12 protein-coding genes and 4 pseudogenes are annotated in these 15,545 nt (G+C 58.0%); 8 read left to right on the forward strand and 8 right to left on the reverse strand.

Going from position 1 to position 15,545, the window contains the following annotated elements:
• Positions 1-19 precede the first annotated feature (19 nt).
• Together ABOC21_RS11030 and ABOC21_RS11035 are read right to left on the reverse strand one after the other, a co-directional pair.
• A complete protein-coding gene (locus tag ABOC21_RS11030) occupies positions 20-1,117 on the reverse strand; it encodes an alkene reductase (RefSeq protein WP_426814558.1) in 1,098 nt (365 codons plus the stop codon).
• A gap of 53 nt (positions 1,118-1,170) precedes the next feature.
• The gene (locus tag ABOC21_RS11035) at positions 1,171-1,770 is read right to left on the reverse strand and encodes a TetR/AcrR family transcriptional regulator (RefSeq protein WP_426814559.1); all 600 of its coding nucleotides are present in this window, start codon (positions 1,768-1,770) and stop codon (positions 1,171-1,173) included.
• Positions 1,771-1,908: 138 nt separating this feature from the next.
• Here ABOC21_RS11035 and ABOC21_RS11040 point away from each other — a divergent pair.
• Positions 1,909-2,155 (forward strand): annotated as a pseudogene (locus ABOC21_RS11040) (DUF1289 domain-containing protein).
• Positions 2,156-2,203: 48 nt separating this feature from the next.
• Complete coding sequence (locus tag ABOC21_RS11045; protein WP_426814560.1) at positions 2,204-3,100, forward strand: aldo/keto reductase; 897 nt, start codon at positions 2,204-2,206, stop codon at positions 3,098-3,100.
• Positions 3,101-3,198: 98 nt separating this feature from the next.
• On the opposite strand, the gene ABOC21_RS11050 is transcribed toward ABOC21_RS11045, so the two are convergent.
• The 3 genes from ABOC21_RS11050 to ABOC21_RS11060 are packed head-to-tail and all read right to left on the reverse strand — an operon-like array spanning position 3,199 to position 6,366.
• On the reverse strand, positions 3,199-5,223 hold the full coding sequence (locus ABOC21_RS11050) for an FUSC family protein (protein ID WP_426814561.1): 2,025 nt from the start codon (positions 5,221-5,223) through the stop codon (positions 3,199-3,201).
• On the reverse strand, positions 5,223-6,119 hold the full coding sequence (locus ABOC21_RS11055; RefSeq protein ID WP_426814562.1) for an efflux RND transporter periplasmic adaptor subunit: 897 nt from the start codon (positions 6,117-6,119) through the stop codon (positions 5,223-5,225). Before ABOC21_RS11055 ends, ABOC21_RS11050 begins: the two co-directional genes overlap by 1 nt.
• Positions 6,120-6,129: 10 nt before the next feature.
• The gene (locus tag ABOC21_RS11060; protein ID WP_045858559.1) at positions 6,130-6,366 is read right to left on the reverse strand and encodes a DUF1656 domain-containing protein; all 237 of its coding nucleotides are present in this window, start codon (positions 6,364-6,366) and stop codon (positions 6,130-6,132) included.
• A 170-nt stretch (positions 6,367-6,536) separates the two neighbouring features.
• Here ABOC21_RS11060 and slyA point away from each other — a divergent pair, with 170 nt between their 5' ends.
• Positions 6,537-6,977 (forward strand): transcriptional regulator SlyA, encoded by a 441-nt coding sequence (gene slyA, locus ABOC21_RS11065; protein WP_426814563.1) that lies wholly within the window; start codon positions 6,537-6,539, stop codon positions 6,975-6,977.
• A gap of 346 nt (positions 6,978-7,323) precedes the next feature.
• On the opposite strand, the gene slyB is transcribed toward slyA, so the two are convergent.
• The gene (gene slyB, locus ABOC21_RS11070; protein ID WP_426814564.1) at positions 7,324-7,791 is read right to left on the reverse strand and encodes an outer membrane lipoprotein SlyB; all 468 of its coding nucleotides are present in this window, start codon (positions 7,789-7,791) and stop codon (positions 7,324-7,326) included.
• 360 nt (positions 7,792-8,151) lie between these two features.
• Between slyB and anmK the strand changes: the two genes are divergently transcribed.
• The 5 genes and pseudogenes from anmK to pdxY all read left to right on the forward strand — a co-directional run bounded on the left by anmK (position 8,152) and on the right by pdxY (position 12,969).
• Complete coding sequence (anmK, locus tag ABOC21_RS11075) at positions 8,152-9,276, forward strand: anhydro-N-acetylmuramic acid kinase (RefSeq protein ID WP_426814565.1); 1,125 nt, start codon at positions 8,152-8,154, stop codon at positions 9,274-9,276.
• A 90-nt stretch (positions 9,277-9,366) separates the two neighbouring features.
• The gene (mliC, locus tag ABOC21_RS11080; RefSeq protein ID WP_426814566.1) at positions 9,367-9,690 is read left to right on the forward strand and encodes a C-type lysozyme inhibitor; all 324 of its coding nucleotides are present in this window, start codon (positions 9,367-9,369) and stop codon (positions 9,688-9,690) included.
• Between the two features lie 57 nt (positions 9,691-9,747).
• Complete coding sequence (pdxH, locus tag ABOC21_RS11085; protein WP_426815467.1) at positions 9,748-10,404, forward strand: pyridoxamine 5'-phosphate oxidase; 657 nt, start codon at positions 9,748-9,750, stop codon at positions 10,402-10,404.
• A 238-nt stretch (positions 10,405-10,642) separates the two neighbouring features.
• Positions 10,643-11,918: pseudogene (gene tyrS, locus ABOC21_RS11090) on the forward strand (tyrosine--tRNA ligase).
• 61 nt (positions 11,919-11,979) lie between these two features.
• Complete coding sequence (gene pdxY / locus ABOC21_RS11095) at positions 11,980-12,969, forward strand: pyridoxal kinase PdxY (RefSeq protein WP_426814567.1); 990 nt, start codon at positions 11,980-11,982, stop codon at positions 12,967-12,969.
• Here pdxY and gstA read toward each other — a convergent pair.
• Positions 12,888-13,494: pseudogene (gene gstA / locus ABOC21_RS11100) on the reverse strand (glutathione transferase GstA). The gene pdxY and the pseudogene gstA overlap by 82 nt on opposite strands.
• 108 nt (positions 13,495-13,602) lie before the next feature.
• Positions 13,603-15,109: pseudogene (gene dtpA, locus ABOC21_RS11105) on the reverse strand (dipeptide/tripeptide permease DtpA).
• Between the last annotated feature and the right edge of the window lie 436 nt (positions 15,110-15,545).

Raw genomic sequence — 15,545 nt, forward strand, 5'->3', positions numbered from 1 at the left:
GTCGCGATAAAAGAGGGAATTACAGCGTAGGGTAATCGGTATAGCCTTCCGCGCCGCCGCCGTAGAAGCTCTCAGGACGCTGCGGGTTCAGGGCCGCTTTATGTTTCAGGCGAGCGACCAGATCCGGGTTGGCGATAAAATCGCGGCCGAAAGCAACGGCGTCAATCAGGCCTTTGCTGATCAGATCGTTGGCTTTTTCAACCGTATAGGCGCCTGCGCCGATAATCGCGCCCGGGAAGCGCGCGCGCACCTTCTGGCGGAACTCATCGCTGTACGGCTGGCCGCCGGCCCAGTCCGGCTCGGACATGTGCAGGTAGGCGATACCGCGTTTAGCCAGCTCTTCAATCAGATACAGGGCGTCGGCTTCTTCATTCGGACCGTTGTCGACATTCTGGAAGCTGCCGATTGGCGATACGCGGATACCGATGCGATCGGCGCTCCACTCTTTACTGACCGCATCCACCACTTCCAGCACCAGGCGAGCGCGGTTTTCAACGCTGCCGCCGTACCGATCGCTACGATGGTTAGAGGTCGGGGAGAGGAACTGGTGCAACAGGTAGCCGTGGGCCGAGTGCAGTTCAACCAGATCGAAGCCGGCGTCGCGCGCGTTGCCTACCGCCTGGCGGAAATCGTCGACGATCCCCGGGATCTCATCGAGCTCCAGCGCACGCGGCATGGAGGTGTCGGCGCGCACGGCGTGGCCGTTCTCATCGCGCAGCGAGGTACGGGTGCCGGCGCTGATTGCGGATGGCGCAACCGGCGCCGCGCCGCCCGGCTGCAGGCTGCTATGCGAGATACGGCCGGTATGCCACAGCTGTACGGCAATATGCCCCGCTTCGGCGTGAACGCCGGCGGTGATTTTCTGCCAGGCCGCGATCTGTTCCGGGCTGTGCAGGCCCGGGGCGCCGGCATAGCCTTTAGCCTGGGCGGAGATCTGCGTCGCTTCTGAAATAATCAGTCCCGAGCTGGCGCGTTGACGGTAGTATTCGGCCATCAGCGGGGTAGGGATATCGCCGGGTTCGATGCTGCGCAGGCGGGTCAACGGAGCCATAAACACGCGGTTAGGTACGGTGACCGCACCCACTTTTAACGGGGTAAACAATTTTGATTCGGACATAATGACTCCTGAGTAGACCGGTCGTCTTGCAATTCGTTAAATAAAAACGCCTGTTAAACGCCAGGCGCGGCAATAATACTTTTGGCATGGGCAAGGGCGCTTTCCAGCGGCGTTGCGCTGCGCGTAATCTTGGCCTGCAGGTTGGCGCCCAGCCACAGGGAGTAGAGCACCTGCGACAGGGTTAACGCGTCGCCGCTGAAGACCAGGCTGCCTTCCTGGCACCCCTTGTCCAGCGCTTCGCCAAGCAGGGTAATAATCTGGCTGGCGCCTTTATCCATCTCGGCGCGCATCGACTCCGACAGATCGCAAACTTCCGCCGATAGCTTCACCGTCAGGCAGCCGCTGATAATGCCCTGCTGGCAGAACTGAGTCAGCGTATGCTGATAGTAGGCCAGCAGGCGATCGCGATAGTTGCCTTCGCCGTGGGCGAAATGCGCCATCAGACGCTGCAGATAGCCGGCGTAGTGATGTTCCAGCAGCGCAACCCCGTAAGCTTCCTTTGAGCGAAAATAGTGATAGAAAGAGCCCTTCGGCACTTCCGCCGTTTTCAGCAGTTCGCTCAGGCCCATGCCGGTAAAGCCGCGGTGCATGCACAACTGTTCGCCGGTGGCCAGGATATGTTCGCGGGTATCGCATTCGCTATGTTTGTTCATGGCGCTCACTGTAGTAGACCGATTGGTCTAATGCAAGCGATAAATTTAAATGCCGCGCGGCGCGGCGGCCAAGCAACAAAAGTTGCCAACCGCGGGTGAAACGTCTTCAATGAAAGAGAGAAAGAGGCGATCGGAGGCGTGAGGTGGCAGAGCAGACTGGAGTTTTTCCCGGTACCAAGTCCGTGCCGGGGAATTTGTCAGTCGGATGAACGCGGCTACTGTCGCGGCTGTTTACGCAGCCGCGAGGAGCGCTTCAGCCTGGCAGACGATGAGCGACGTCCAAAAGCAGGAGGTCCTGCGGCTGTGTCGCCAGCGCCTGTTGCGCAAATTACGCGCGGCTAAGGCAGAAATCGCGGAACAACCGCAGCAACCTTCACTGTTTTAATGGCAAAAATGGGTATACTCAAAGCACTTTTTTGTTGAGGATGTTGTTATGGTTCAGCGTATTGCTATGGCCCCGCAGGGGCCGGAATTCTCGCGTTTTGTTATGGGCTACTGGCGTTTGATGGACTGGAATATGTCCGCAAAAGAGCTGGTCGGCTTTATTGAGCAGCACCTCGATCTTGGCGTCACAACCGTCGATCATGCAGATATTTACGGCGACTATCGCTGTGAGGCGACGTTTGGCGAAGCGCTGAAGCTGGCTCCGCATCTGCGTAGCCGGATGGAAATTGTCAGCAAATGCGGCATTGCCACGAAGGCGCGGGCGGAAAACACCATCGGGCACTACATTACCGATCGCGACCATATCGTGCTCAGCGCCGAGCAGTCGCTGCGTAATCTGGCTACCGACCATCTCGATTTGCTGCTGATTCATCGCCCGGATCCGCTGATGAATGCCGATGAGGTGGCGGAAGCCTTCCTCGCGCTGCACCACGACGGCAAGGTGCGCCACTTCGGCGTTTCTAACTTCACGCCGGCCCAGTTTACCCTGCTGCAATCGCGTCTGCCGTTTACGCTGTCGACTAACCAGGTGGAAATTTCGCCGGTGCATCAGCCGCTGCTGCTTGACGGCACCCTGGATCAGCTGCAGCAGCTGCGGATCAGGCCGATGGCGTGGTCCTGCCTGGGCGGCGGTCGTCTGTTTAATGATGAAAGCTTCCAGCCGCTGCGCGATGAGCTGGCTCAGGTTGCCCGGGAGCTGAACGCCGAAAGCATCGAGCAGGTGGTCTACGCGTGGATCCTGCGCCTGCCGTCGCAGCCGCTGCCGATTATTGGCTCCGGCAAGATTGAACGCGTCCGCTCCGCGCTGGTGGCGGAAAAGCTGAATATGTCCCGTCAGCAGTGGTTCCGCATCCGCAAAGCCGCGCTGGGATACGACGTCCCGTAAGCGACGCAAAGGCGCTACCGGCGTTCGTGTGCTGCGCCGCAAAAAAACCGGATACGGCCAGCGCCGCTCTCCGGGTTTTTTCTTTCAGCGCCAACGCCTCACGTCGTTCGTTCTTCTATCGTTCCGGCGACCGGGGCCTGCTCCAGCTGCGACAGCGCGCAGTAGAGGCGCCAGATAACCGCCGCCAGCTCCTTCGCCGCCGGCTGATGGTGGTGACTCAGCGCGTCGCAAATGCGCTGCAGCTCCTGCAGCGTTGACGCCAGCGGCCGCTGCTGCACGCCGCGCTCGCTCATCACATCCCGCAGCAGGCTGATACACAGATCGCGCACCTGAGAGAGCGGATCGGAGCGGGTTTCCCACTCCCGAAGCTGCCACACCACGTGCGAACAGTTAAGCAGCACAACCCCCCAGCGCAGCAGCCAGCGGCGCGCCAGGGCATCCTGGCTGTTACTCAGTTGGCTGATATGGTGATAAACCAGAGACTCAAACTCGTGCTCGCTGTGCTGCGGATGGCGACTCAGCTGATCGACAAAGTGACGGCGTAACGCCTTGATGTGACGACGGCTCTTGCGCGCATCCGAGCCCGGGCTTATCACCGCGAAGGCAAGCCAGGCAAGGCCTACGCCTATGATTTTTCCCAGGTTATCGTTAAGGAATGCGGCAAAGTCGTAGACCGGCGGATTGGTTACCGAAATAAACGAACCCATAAAAACGATCAGCTGCCCCCACAGACCCGCCAGCTTTGTCATTTGCAGCTTGAGCAGCTGCATGGTGGTGAGCAGTGGAAAGAGAAACAGCAGGAACTGCCATAAATCGGTTATCTGCACCATCAGGCCGAATTTCACCACGAAGCTGAACAGCGAGAGCAGCACCAGCGTGCGCATCAGCAGCGTCAGCGATTTAAACGGCGAGGGCGAGACGGAATAGAGTACGCAGCAGATAGCGGCGAGGGTGAGCGCGGCGGCGCTGGACTGCCACTGGGTGCTGATGCTCCAGGCCCCGACCATCACCAGCGCGCAGAAGGTTCGCACGCCGTTCCACAGCGCTTCCGCCTGATCGGTGTGGCGGGCCAGCGCGGGCGCCGAAGGAACGTTGAATTCGGTTACCGCCGTCGCGTTCTCCACCCGCGCTATCCAGCGGCTGCTCTGCAGATAGAGGCGGCAGAAGTAGCGCAGGCGCATCCAGAAGGCCAGATGCCGGTAGTCGGCAGCGGCTCCGGGCGCCAGCGGGGCGATAATGCGGGCGACGGAGTAGAGATCGGCGCGCGGGCTGGCCAGCTCGCTCAGCAGCGTCTCCAGCACCGCGCGGGTATTGGGCGGCGCATCGGGCCAGTTGAGCAGCATTCGGCGCTGGCTGGAGATGACGCTGGTCATGCGCAGCTGCTGATGCAGCAAATAGTTCAGCAGCGGGTTCTGTCGGCGGAAGCGGTAGTGGCTCCAGAAGGCCTGAATACGCAGCAGGTTCATGGTCAGGATCTGGCCAATAACGCTTTCGTGGGCGGTGCGAATCGCATCGGTGGTTTCCGGCACCCACAGCAGGCTGGCATGCTCCAGCAGGCGCGCGTGCATGTTTTTTAACGCCGTCAGAAGCGTGGTGCCGTCGGAGGTGCTGGGCAGGATCATCATCATGACCCCGCCGCAAAGGATCCCAATGATGACTTCGCAAACGCGCGACTGGGCAATGGTCCACAGCTCGTTGGCGTCGGTAACGTTGATCACCGGGAAGGCGATAATAGCGCAGGTATAGCCGGCAAGCTGGAAAGCGTAGGCCACGTTATTGGTGTACATCGCGCAGGCCCAGGTGCAGAGCGCGATCCATGCCGAGATGCTGAATAAGAACAGCCACGGATCGTTCAGGGTATGGCCGGCTAATAGCAGAGCGGCGCAGGCGCCGAGCAGGCTGCCGGCGATGCGGCCGAAGCTCTTGCTGATCACGCCGCCGACCGTCGGAAAGCTGACCACCGCCGCTGAGGTCATCGCCCAGTAGGGCTCGTCCAGGTTCAGCCAATAGGCGACGCTCAGCGCCAGGCACATGGCAATACCGTTGCGCAGCGCGTACCGCCACTGCGCCCGGCTGGCCTTAACCCACGGAAGCGCGCGCCACGTCAGGGCCTGCACCTTCACTATGGTCGGCCGATAGAAACGGTGCAGGTGGTACCGGAGATAAGCGTGATCTCCGGCGGCAGACCGGTCAGCTCGATGCGTACCGGTACCCGCTGGGCCAGACGTACCCACGGAATATTCGGTTTAATATCCGCCACCAGCCCGGCGCCGCTTTCAACGCTCTGGTCAACGATGGCTCGGCCGATGCTGGAGACGTGACCTTGTAACTTTTGCTGGCTGCTATACAGAATAACCTCGGCGCTGTCGCCGGCGCGGATATGGCGCAGTTTGGTTTCTTCAAAATAGCCGATGACGTAGAACGAATGGCTGTCAACGAGCGCGAACAGGGGGCGGCCAACCGAGGCGTAGTCGCCCACGCGGGTCGAGAGATTGGTGACCCAGCCGTCAACCGGCGCCTTTATCGCGGTCTGATCCAGCTGCCACTGGGCGTGTTCAAGACTGGCCTGCGCCACGCCCACTAGGGCTTTGGCCGCTTCGAGGACCGCGTTGGCGGTATTCAGCGCGGTGCCGGCGCTTTCCAGATCTTCGGCGGAAATCACGTTGCGCGACAGATTTCGGCGGCGGGCGGCGTCACTGGCGGCTTTCGCCTGTTCCACCCTGGCCTTCGCCAGGTCGGCGCGGGTTTTGGCCAGCTGCGCCTGAGCGTCGAGTAAGGCAATTCGATAGGGGGTGTCATCGATCTTAAACAGCACGTCTCCGGCTTTCACCAGCTGATTATCGCGGACGTTGAGCCGCAGGATGCTGCCGGAGACCTGAGGCGTGACGCCGACCTGCTCGGCGCGCACCTTGCCGTCGCGGGTCCACGGCGATTGGGTGTAGTAGTTCCAGACCAGCCAGGCGGCAATAATCGCCAGCGCCGCGATCAACAGGGTTGAGAAGTATTTTATTTTTTTCATCGAGTCAACATTACCAGACGGTCAACAGAACCAGCGCCAGACACACTGAAAGCGCAAACAGGGAGAGATCCATCAGCAGCGGGTGCCAGATATCGCCGGCGTACATCCAGTCGCGCAGCTGACGGTGAAGCACCAGCCAGAGAAAGAATCCCAGCAGGACGGCTTTAAACAGGGGAGGGAAATAGATAGAAGCGCCAAACACCAGGTCCTGGAGCGACAATCCGCAAGCGTTAAGACTCAGTTTCACAAGCAAAAATCCTTTGCCGTTGCAGGGAGAATGTCAGGTAATGCTATTATTTGCATTGTAAATCATTGTTTTCATATTAGTGAATCAGGTAATTCATTTGTTTTGATTATTTAAATGCTGCACACTATTCTAAAATCAGCATAATAACTTAGCAAGCTAATTATAAGGAGATGAAATTGGAATCGCCACTGGGTTCTGATCTGGCACGTTTAGTGCGCGTCTGGCGCGCGCTGATCGACCATCGCCTGAAACCTCTGGAGTTAACGCAGACGCACTGGGTCACGCTGCATAACATCCATCAGTTGCCGCCTGAGCAGTCGCAGATTCAACTGGCGAAAGCTATCGGCATTGAGCAGCCTTCGCTGGTGCGTACGCTGGATCAGCTGGAGGAGAAAGGTCTCATTTCTCGCCAGACCTGCGCCAACGACCGGCGGGCGAAGCGTATTCGGCTGACGGAAAAAGCGGAGCCGCTGATCAACGAGATGGAAGAGGTTATCAGCAAAACGCGCGATGAAATTCTGTCCGGCGTCTCGAGGCAAGAGGTTGAAATGCTGCTCGGTTTGATCCGCAAGCTGGAGCACAATATTCTGGACCTCCAGGCAAAAGATTAACCTGTCCGGGGCCTTGATCCCTCAAGGCCTTTCATCTTCTACAGCCGCACGACGATGCGGTTGCGTCCGCCGTTTTTCGTTTCATATATCGCCGCATCCCTCAGCGGTCTGGCGACCGCCAACGACACGCCAATAAAAACGCTCTGCGCTAGCGGATTTCATTGCGCGTGGCTAACGAACTCGCGGTAATAATGCAAGGCCCGAAGTGATAGCAATTGCGGAGAGGCAAAGACCGGCGGTTAACTGCGCGGTTTATATTAGCGGCGGCCGCCGTTTAATTGGCTGTATTTATGAAGTTGGTATTCTGATGAAATAATGCGGCCCCGAAAGGCCGCATGAAAGAATATTAACGCGGGGACACGGTGACCTGGCTGCCGCTGCCGGCAATCGCGACGCGCTGGCCAACGGAGAACGGAGTGCTGCCCTGTTTCTGGACCACCAGAATGGTGTTGCCGTCATCCTTACGGATTTCCAGCTCAACGCCCTGGGTTTTATTCATTGCGCCCTGCACGCCCTGGCCGGCTACGCCGCCCGCAACTGCGCCTGCTGCCGTTGCCAGCGAGCGGCCGGTGCCGCCGCCGATGGTATTACCGAGGAATCCACCCAGAACTGCGCCGCCGATAGCGCCGATGGCATTGCTGTCATCACCGCCCTGGATCTGCACCGCGCGGGTATGAACGATGGTACCGTAAGTGACGCTCTGGACCTGTTTGGCTTGGGATGCGGAGTAAACATCACCGGAAAGGCCGCTGCTGCTCACGCAGCCAGCAAGAGTAAAACCAATCATCGAGACAGCCAAAACACGTAAAATCATTTATGAATCTCCTTCACCAAATAGCGTTCTGTTGAACTTCCATGTGGTCAATTATATGGCATATAAGTGCCAGCTGGCATAGCTTCCGCATGGACAATATGAAAAATAATAAGCAAAAACGCCTTAACCGCAGCTAAACGTAAGCGCTTTACGCGCAGCGCCGCGTTTATAACGCTGAGGCTTCGGGCTGCTCTGCTCAGGCTTTGGCGCGGCCGAAAGCGGCTAAAACCTGATTATCTGACAGCCGGAATGATTTAAGGTTTATCCGTTTTAGTGTTAAAAAATTATTGTCCCATAGCAATGACCTCGTCTTTATGATGGAGTGTCGCTATACGAGAGTCATGGAATGAAGGAAGGCGTATGAAATCAGGTCGCTTTATTGGCGTAATGTCCGGCACCAGCCTGGATGGCATCGACGTGGTTCTGGCGGTAATTAACGAAAGTATTGTGGCCCAGCAGGCCAGCCTGACCTATCCCATCCCTATTGCAATAAAAGAAGAGATTCTGGCCATCTGTCAGGGACAGTCGCTCACCTTATCGCAGCTAGGGCAGCTTGATACGCGCCTGGGGCGGCTGTTTTCCGATGCGGTAAAGGCGCTAATGCGTCAGGAGAATTTACAGGCGTCGGATATTGTTGCCATTGGCTGTCACGGTCAGACGGTGTGGCACGAGCCAATGGGCGATGCGCCTAACACATTGCAGATCGGCGACAATAACCAGATCGCCGCCCATACCGGCATCACGGTGGTGGGGGATTTCCGCCGTCGCGATATGGCTCTTGGCGGCCAGGGCGCGCCGCTGGTTCCGGCCTTCCACCACGCGCTGCTGGCGCACCCGGTCGAGCGCAGGATGGTGCTCAACGTTGGCGGCATCGCCAATCTCTCGCTGCTGGCGCCCGGCCTGCCGGTGCGCGGCTACGACACCGGCCCGGGCAATATGCTGATGGACGCGTGGATCTGGCGTCAGTGCGGCAAGCCGTACGATAAAGACGCGCAGTGGGCCAGCGAAGGCAGGGTGCTTCTGCCGCTGCTGCAGGATATGCTCAGCGATCCGTGGTTCGCGCTGCCCGCGCCGAAGAGTACCGGGCGCGAATATTTCAACTATGGTTGGCTGGAGCGGCATCTGGCGCGCTATCCCGGCGTTAGCGCGCAGGACGTGCAGACCACCCTGACGGAGCTGACCGCGGTGACGATTGGCGAACAGGTGCTGCTCAGCGGCGGCTGCGAGCGGCTGCTGGTGTGCGGCGGCGGGGCCCGCAATCCGCTGCTGATGGCGCGGCTGGCGGCGCTGCTGCCGGGTACGGAGGTCTCTACCACCGACGCGGCGGGGATCAGCGGTGACGATATGGAGGCGCTGGCCTTTGCGTGGCTGGCGTGGCGCACCATTTCCGGGCTGCCGGGCAACCTGCCGTCGGTGACCGGCGCCGCAGAAGCCTCCATCCTGGGCGCCATTTTCCCGGCTAACGCGCCGCAGAATCAGAGTTAACTGAATTCGCTCTATTTTATTAACCGGTAGACTGGATGCAGTAAGCGGAGGGGTAAACCCTCCTGGACCGGGAAAGTCGAAGGCAAACGAATGAAAAAAATCCTTATCGCAGCGATACCTTTTATGCTCGCAGGCTGCAGCTATTACCACCAGTTTGTTGAGCGCATGCAGACCGATACGCTGGAGTATCAGTGCGATCAGAAACCGCTGACCGTTCATCTCAATAACGCCCGCCAGCAGGTGAGCTTCATCTACGATAACCAGCAGCTGAACCTGCAGCAGGGACTATCGGCGTCGGGGGCACGCTATACCGACGGCGTTTACGTCTTCTGGTCAAAGGGCGACAGCGCAACCGTCTACAAGCACGACCGCATCGTGCTGGAAAACTGCCAGCTGCCAGCCGCCAAACGTTGAGATTTCTGGCCCGGGGGCGCACAATGACGCCACCCGATGACTATTTTCTCAATTGCCATGTCAGACAACGACGAATTGCAGCAAATCGCGCATCTGCGCCGAGAGTATACCCGTGGTGGCCTGCGTCGCCACGATCTTCCCGCCGAACCGCTGGTGCTGTTTGAGCGCTGGCTCCGCCAGGCCTGCGATGCCCGACTGGCCGACCCCACGGCGATGGTGGTGGCCACCGTTGATGACAGCGGTCAGCCCTACCAGCGCATCGTGCTGCTAAAGCACTATGACGAAAAGGGGCTGGTGTTTTACACCAACCTCGGCAGCCGCAAGGCGCATCAGATCGAAAAAAATCCCCGCCTCAGCCTGCTGTTTCCGTGGCATATGCTGGAGCGTCAGGTGATGGTAACCGGCAAAGCTGAACGCCTGTCGACGCTGGAAGTGGTGAAGTACTTCCATAGCCGCCCGCGCGATAGCCAGATCGGCGCCTGGGTCTCTCAGCAGTCGAGCCGCATTTCTGCTCGCGGTATCCTTGAAAGTAAATTCCTTGAGCTGAAGCAAAAGTTCCAGCAGGGCGAAGTGCCGCTGCCGAGCTTCTGGGGCGGGTTCCGTGTCAGCATCGAACAGATGGAGTTCTGGCAGGGGGGCGAACATCGCCTGCACGATCGTTTTCTGTACCAGCGGCAAAACGAAGGCTGGCAAATCGACCGCCTGGCGCCATAAAGGGCGCAAAATGTTGGTTTAAGCGCTGGTACAACGTTCCCCGGCGCTTTATTCTATAGGCTTCATTTTTCACGCTGTATAGTAGCCGGCCGCTCCGGTAGCCTACCCGCGTAGGCGCCAGAGGTTATTCGTGCCTGCCGCTTTGATGCAGCCTGAATTATTTTGTGTCGTATTTTTTCGCGTCTGGCGAAAAGTCGTGTACCGGCAAAGGTGCAGTCGTTTATACATGGAGAATTTGATGGCAAGCAGTAACTTGATTAAACAATTGCAAGAGCGGGGGCTGGTAGCCCAGGTGACGGACGAGGAAGCGTTAGCAGAGCGACTGGCGCAAGGCCCGATCGCGCTCTATTGCGGCTTCGATCCTACCGCCGACAGCTTGCACTTGGGGCATCTTGTTCCATTGTTATGCCTGAAACGCTTCCAGCAGGCAGGCCATAAGCCTGTGGCGCTGGTGGGTGGCGCGACCGGTCTGATTGGTGACCCGAGCTTTAAAGCCGCCGAGCGTAAACTGAACACCGAAGACACCGTGCAGGAGTGGGTGGATAAAATTCGCAAACAGGTCGCGCCTTTCCTCGACTTCGATTGCGGCGACAATTCGGCCATTGCCGCGAATAACTACGACTGGTTTGGCGGCATGAACGTGCTGACCTTCCTGCGTGATATCGGCAAGCATTTCTCCGTCAATCAGATGATCAACAAAGAAGCGGTTAAGCAGCGTCTCAACCGTGACGATCAGGGCATCTCCTTTACCGAGTTCTCCTATAACCTGCTGCAGGGTTACGACTTCGCGTGTCTGAACAAGCTGCATGGCGTGGCGCTGCAAATCGGCGGTTCCGATCAGTGGGGTAACATTACCTCCGGTATCGACCTGACCCGTCGTCTGCATCAGAACCAGGTCTTTGGTCTGACCGTTCCGCTGATCACCAAAGCCGACGGCACCAAGTTCGGTAAAACCGAAGGCGGCGCGGTATGGCTGGATCCGAAGAAAACCAGTCCGTACAAATTCTACCAGTTCTGGATCAACACCGCGGATGCCGACGTTTATCGCTTCCTCAAGTTCTTCACCTTTATGGACATTGCCGAGATCAACGCCCTTGAGGAAGAAGATAAAAACAGCGGTAAGGCCCCGCGCGCGCAGTACGTGCTGGCGGAGCTGGTGACGCGCCTGGTGCACGGCGAAGAGGGTCTGATCGCCGCCAAACGTATTACCGAGAGCCTGTTTAACGGCAATCTGAGCGAGGCTGAGCGAAGCGGACTTCGAGCAGCTGGCGCAGGATGGCGTGCCGATGATTGAAATGGCGCAGGGCGCCGACCTGGTGCAGGCGCTGGTGGATTCCGAGCTGCAGCCGTCCCGCGGTCAGGCGCGTAAAACCATCGCCTCCAACGCGGTGACCATCAACGGTGAAAAGCAGGCCGACCCGGAGTATGTCTTCGGCGCAGGCGATCGCCTGTTTGGTCGCTATACCTTACTGCGCCGCGGGAAGAAAAATTACTGTCTGGTCTGCTGGAAGTAGTTGCGTAAAGGCAGGGGCGTGGGAAACCACGCCCCTTATTTTTTGCTGTCAGGTATCCAAGATGAAGAATATCCTCGCCATCCAGTCTCACGTTGTGTTTGGCCATGCCGGCAATAGCGCCGCCGAGTTTCCGATGCGCCGCCTGGGCGCGAACGTCTGGCCCCTCAACACCGTGCAGTTCTCAAACCATACCCAGTACGGTAAATGGACCGGCTGCGTCATGCCGCCGGCGCATCTGACCGAGATCGTCCAGGGCATCGCTGATATTAACCAGCTTCAGCGCTGCGACGCGGTGCTCAGCGGCTATCTGGGATCGGCGGAACAGGGCGAAGATATTCTCGGCATTGTTCGTCAGGTGAAAGCGGCCAATCCGGCGGCAAAGTATTTTTGCGATCCGGTGATGGGCCATCCTGAAAAGGGCTGCATCGTCGCACCTGGCGTGGCCGAGTTTCACGTACGCCACGCGCTGCCTGCCAGCGATATTATCGCGCCGAATCTGCTGGAGCTGGAAATTCTCTGCGAGCATCCGGTGGCCAACGTCGGCGAAGCGGTGGCCGCCGCGCGGGAGCTGATTGCCCAGGGGCCGGAAGTGGTGCTGGTGAAGCACCTGTCGCGCGCCGGGATGAGCATGGACCGTTTTGAAATGCTGCTGGTGACGCGTGACGAAGCCTGGCATATCAGCCGTCCGCTGGTGGACTTTGGCCTGCGTCAGCCGGTGGGCGTGGGCGATGTAACCAGCGGCCTGCTGCTGGTGAAGCTTCTGCAGGGAGCGAGCCTGCGCGATGCGCTGGAGCACGTCACCGCGGCGGTATACGAAATCATGCTGGCGACCAAAGGAATGCAGGAGTATGAGCTGCAGGTCGTGGCGGCGCAGGATCGCATTGCGCTGCCGGAGCATCTTTTTAGCGCCACGCAGGCTGTAGGCGCTGACAGTCTGCCCGGAAGCGCGCCCGGGCAGGGCAATCTCTCTTACTTCAGACCTTCCGCTTCCAGCGCCGCCGCCACCGACGGGCGCGCGGCGATGTGCTTCATCCACGCCTCGATATGGTGATAGCCTGCCATATTCAGCTTCACCGCGTACGCCCAGCGCAGCACGGTAAACAGATAGCCATCGGCGATGGTGAAGCGATGGCCGTTCAGCCACTGCTTATCTTCCAGCGATTCGTCAATATACTGCAGCTTCTTCTCCAGCAGCGCCCGCGCCGTGGGTTTGTAATCTTCCGGCGTATCCGGACGAAACAGCGGAGTGAAGCCTTTGTGCAGTCTCCGTTGCGACGTAGTTCAGCCATTCCAGAGTCTGGTAGCGGGCGACGGTGCCCACCGGAGCCAGCAGCTGCCGATCCGGGACGCGATCGGCAATGTACTGCATAATCGCCACCCCTTCCGTCAGCAGGAGATCGTCATCAAGCAGCAGCGCCGGGACCTGGCCTTTGGGGTTGACCAGCAGGTAATCGTCCCCGTTTTCAAGGCGTTTTTTCATCAGGTCAACGCCCTGTAAGGTGAAGTCCAGTCCGCTTTCGCGCAGGGCGATATGCGAAGCAAGAGAACAGGCGCCGGGTTTGTAGAACAGTTTCATCGGTAACTCCTTGTGGCTGCAGTTTTCTGTATGTTAGTCCGCCCAGGGGTAAAAAAAAAGCCGCTAACGGCAGGTTAGCGGCTAAAGCAAATGGTTTTCCCGAAGCGCTTAGGCGGTTGCTGTCTCGCGCTCTTTGGTGACGCTATCTTCGTCCAGCGTCATGCGATTCAGCGTCGGCGCCGTCAGCAGCATCAGCGCGGCGATAACGGCCGTTACGATACCAATCTGCATGAATACGTGACCGTAAACGTTCAGAGAGACCAGCGGGTCGGTAACGTTTTCCGGAACGGCCATCAGGTTCGCGATCTTACCGGCGATAATTGCCGCACCCGCGGTGGTCAGGAACCAGCTGCCCATGATGAAGCCCATCAGGCGCTGCGGAACCAACTGGGCAACCATTGCCAGACCGAGGCCGGAAATCATCAGCTCGCCGATACTCTGCAGCGCGTAGCTCAGAATCAGCCAGTTTACCGACACGATACCGGCATCGCTGGCGAATTTGGTGCCCAGCGGCAGTACCAGGAATGCGCCAGAGCACAGGATCATGCCGATAGCGAACTTATGCGGCATCGGCAGACGGTCGCCCATCTTGTTATAGATGGCGGCGAGAATCGGGCTGCCGATCATAATCCAGAACGGGTTCAGCGCCTGGAACTGCTCCGGCTGGAAGCTGATGCCCATAATCGCATGCTCAACGTTGCGGATGGCGAAGAAGTTCAGGGAGGTCGGCATCTGGCTGTAAAGGACGAAGAAGACGATCGCCTGCACCATCAGAATGAAGGCCACAATCATCTTACGACGCGCGGTGCCCTTCAGGGCGATCGCTTCTTTGGCGAAGATGATGACGATACCCAGCGCGACGACGCCCAGAACCATGCGGGCGATGCCTTGGTTATGCAGCAGCCAGGTCGCGATAACCACCAGGATAACCACGGCGGCGATTGTGGCCAGCAGCTTGCCGTAATGAACCGGCGCGAAGTCGGGTTTGGAACCGTAGTTTTTCACCCACTTCTTGCAGAATATAAAGTTGACCAGCGTAATCAGCATGCCGACAAAGCTCAGGGAGAAGGCGATGCTCCAGCCAAACTTCGCCGCCAGCCACGGGGTCGCCAGCATCGAGAAGAACGAACCGATGTTGATGGACATATAGTACATGGTAAATGCACCGTCCAGACGCGGGTCGTCTTTCTCATAGCAGGTAGAGAGCAGGGAGGACGGGTTCGCCTTAAACAGGCCGTTACCGACGGCGATGGTCGCCATACCGATATAAACGATAGCGGCGTCGTGTCCGGAGTACGCGACCAGGGCGTAGCCGATGGCCAGTACGATCGTACCCAGCATAATGACGCGTTTGGTGCCGAGCACTTTATCGCCCAGCCAGCCGCCGATAGCCACGAGGCCGTAGACTAGCGCGCTGAAGGAGGAGAAGAGTGTAATAGAATCCGCTTCTGACATACCCAGTCTGTTTTACCAGGTAAACGGCCATGATCCCTTGCAGGCCGTAATAACCAAAACGCTCCCATAATTCGATCGAGAAGATCAGATAGAACGATTTCGGCTGCTTGAAAGCGTTCAAACTCACGCTTTCTGCTGGTTTATTGTTTGCAGTTGACACATATACCTCTTTTTTTACATCCCATATTAACGGGGGGTGTTCGGGGCGCAATCTTCGCAGACCGCCGCCTTTATAGTTATTCTGGAGGGAAAACGGCAGGTAATGTTCACTATCCTGACCAATCAGGCAATAGCTTTGTAATACTCTGTTACACATAACCAATGCCTTATAATTCGCCGGTCATACAAATGTTATGCAGAGTTAAATTTCACCGTTTCGCTATTGGTGATATTTTTATCTGTCTGCATTCGCTGGATAGCGCGCAAAGGCGATATATTCTGCTAATTAGCCTTGAATCCAGTGATATAGGCCATAATCCTAAAAAATGATGGGGTATTCTCCTGGTAAGTGCGGCGCTGCTATTGCAATTGCTGGCTTTTCTTAGCAAGTGAGCAACAACAAATTAACATTAGGTTGCATGGATGATCTGGATCAC

The organism is Klebsiella sp. WOUb02 (assembly GCF_050058015.1).
Taxonomy (GTDB): domain Bacteria; phylum Pseudomonadota; class Gammaproteobacteria; order Enterobacterales; family Enterobacteriaceae; genus Klebsiella.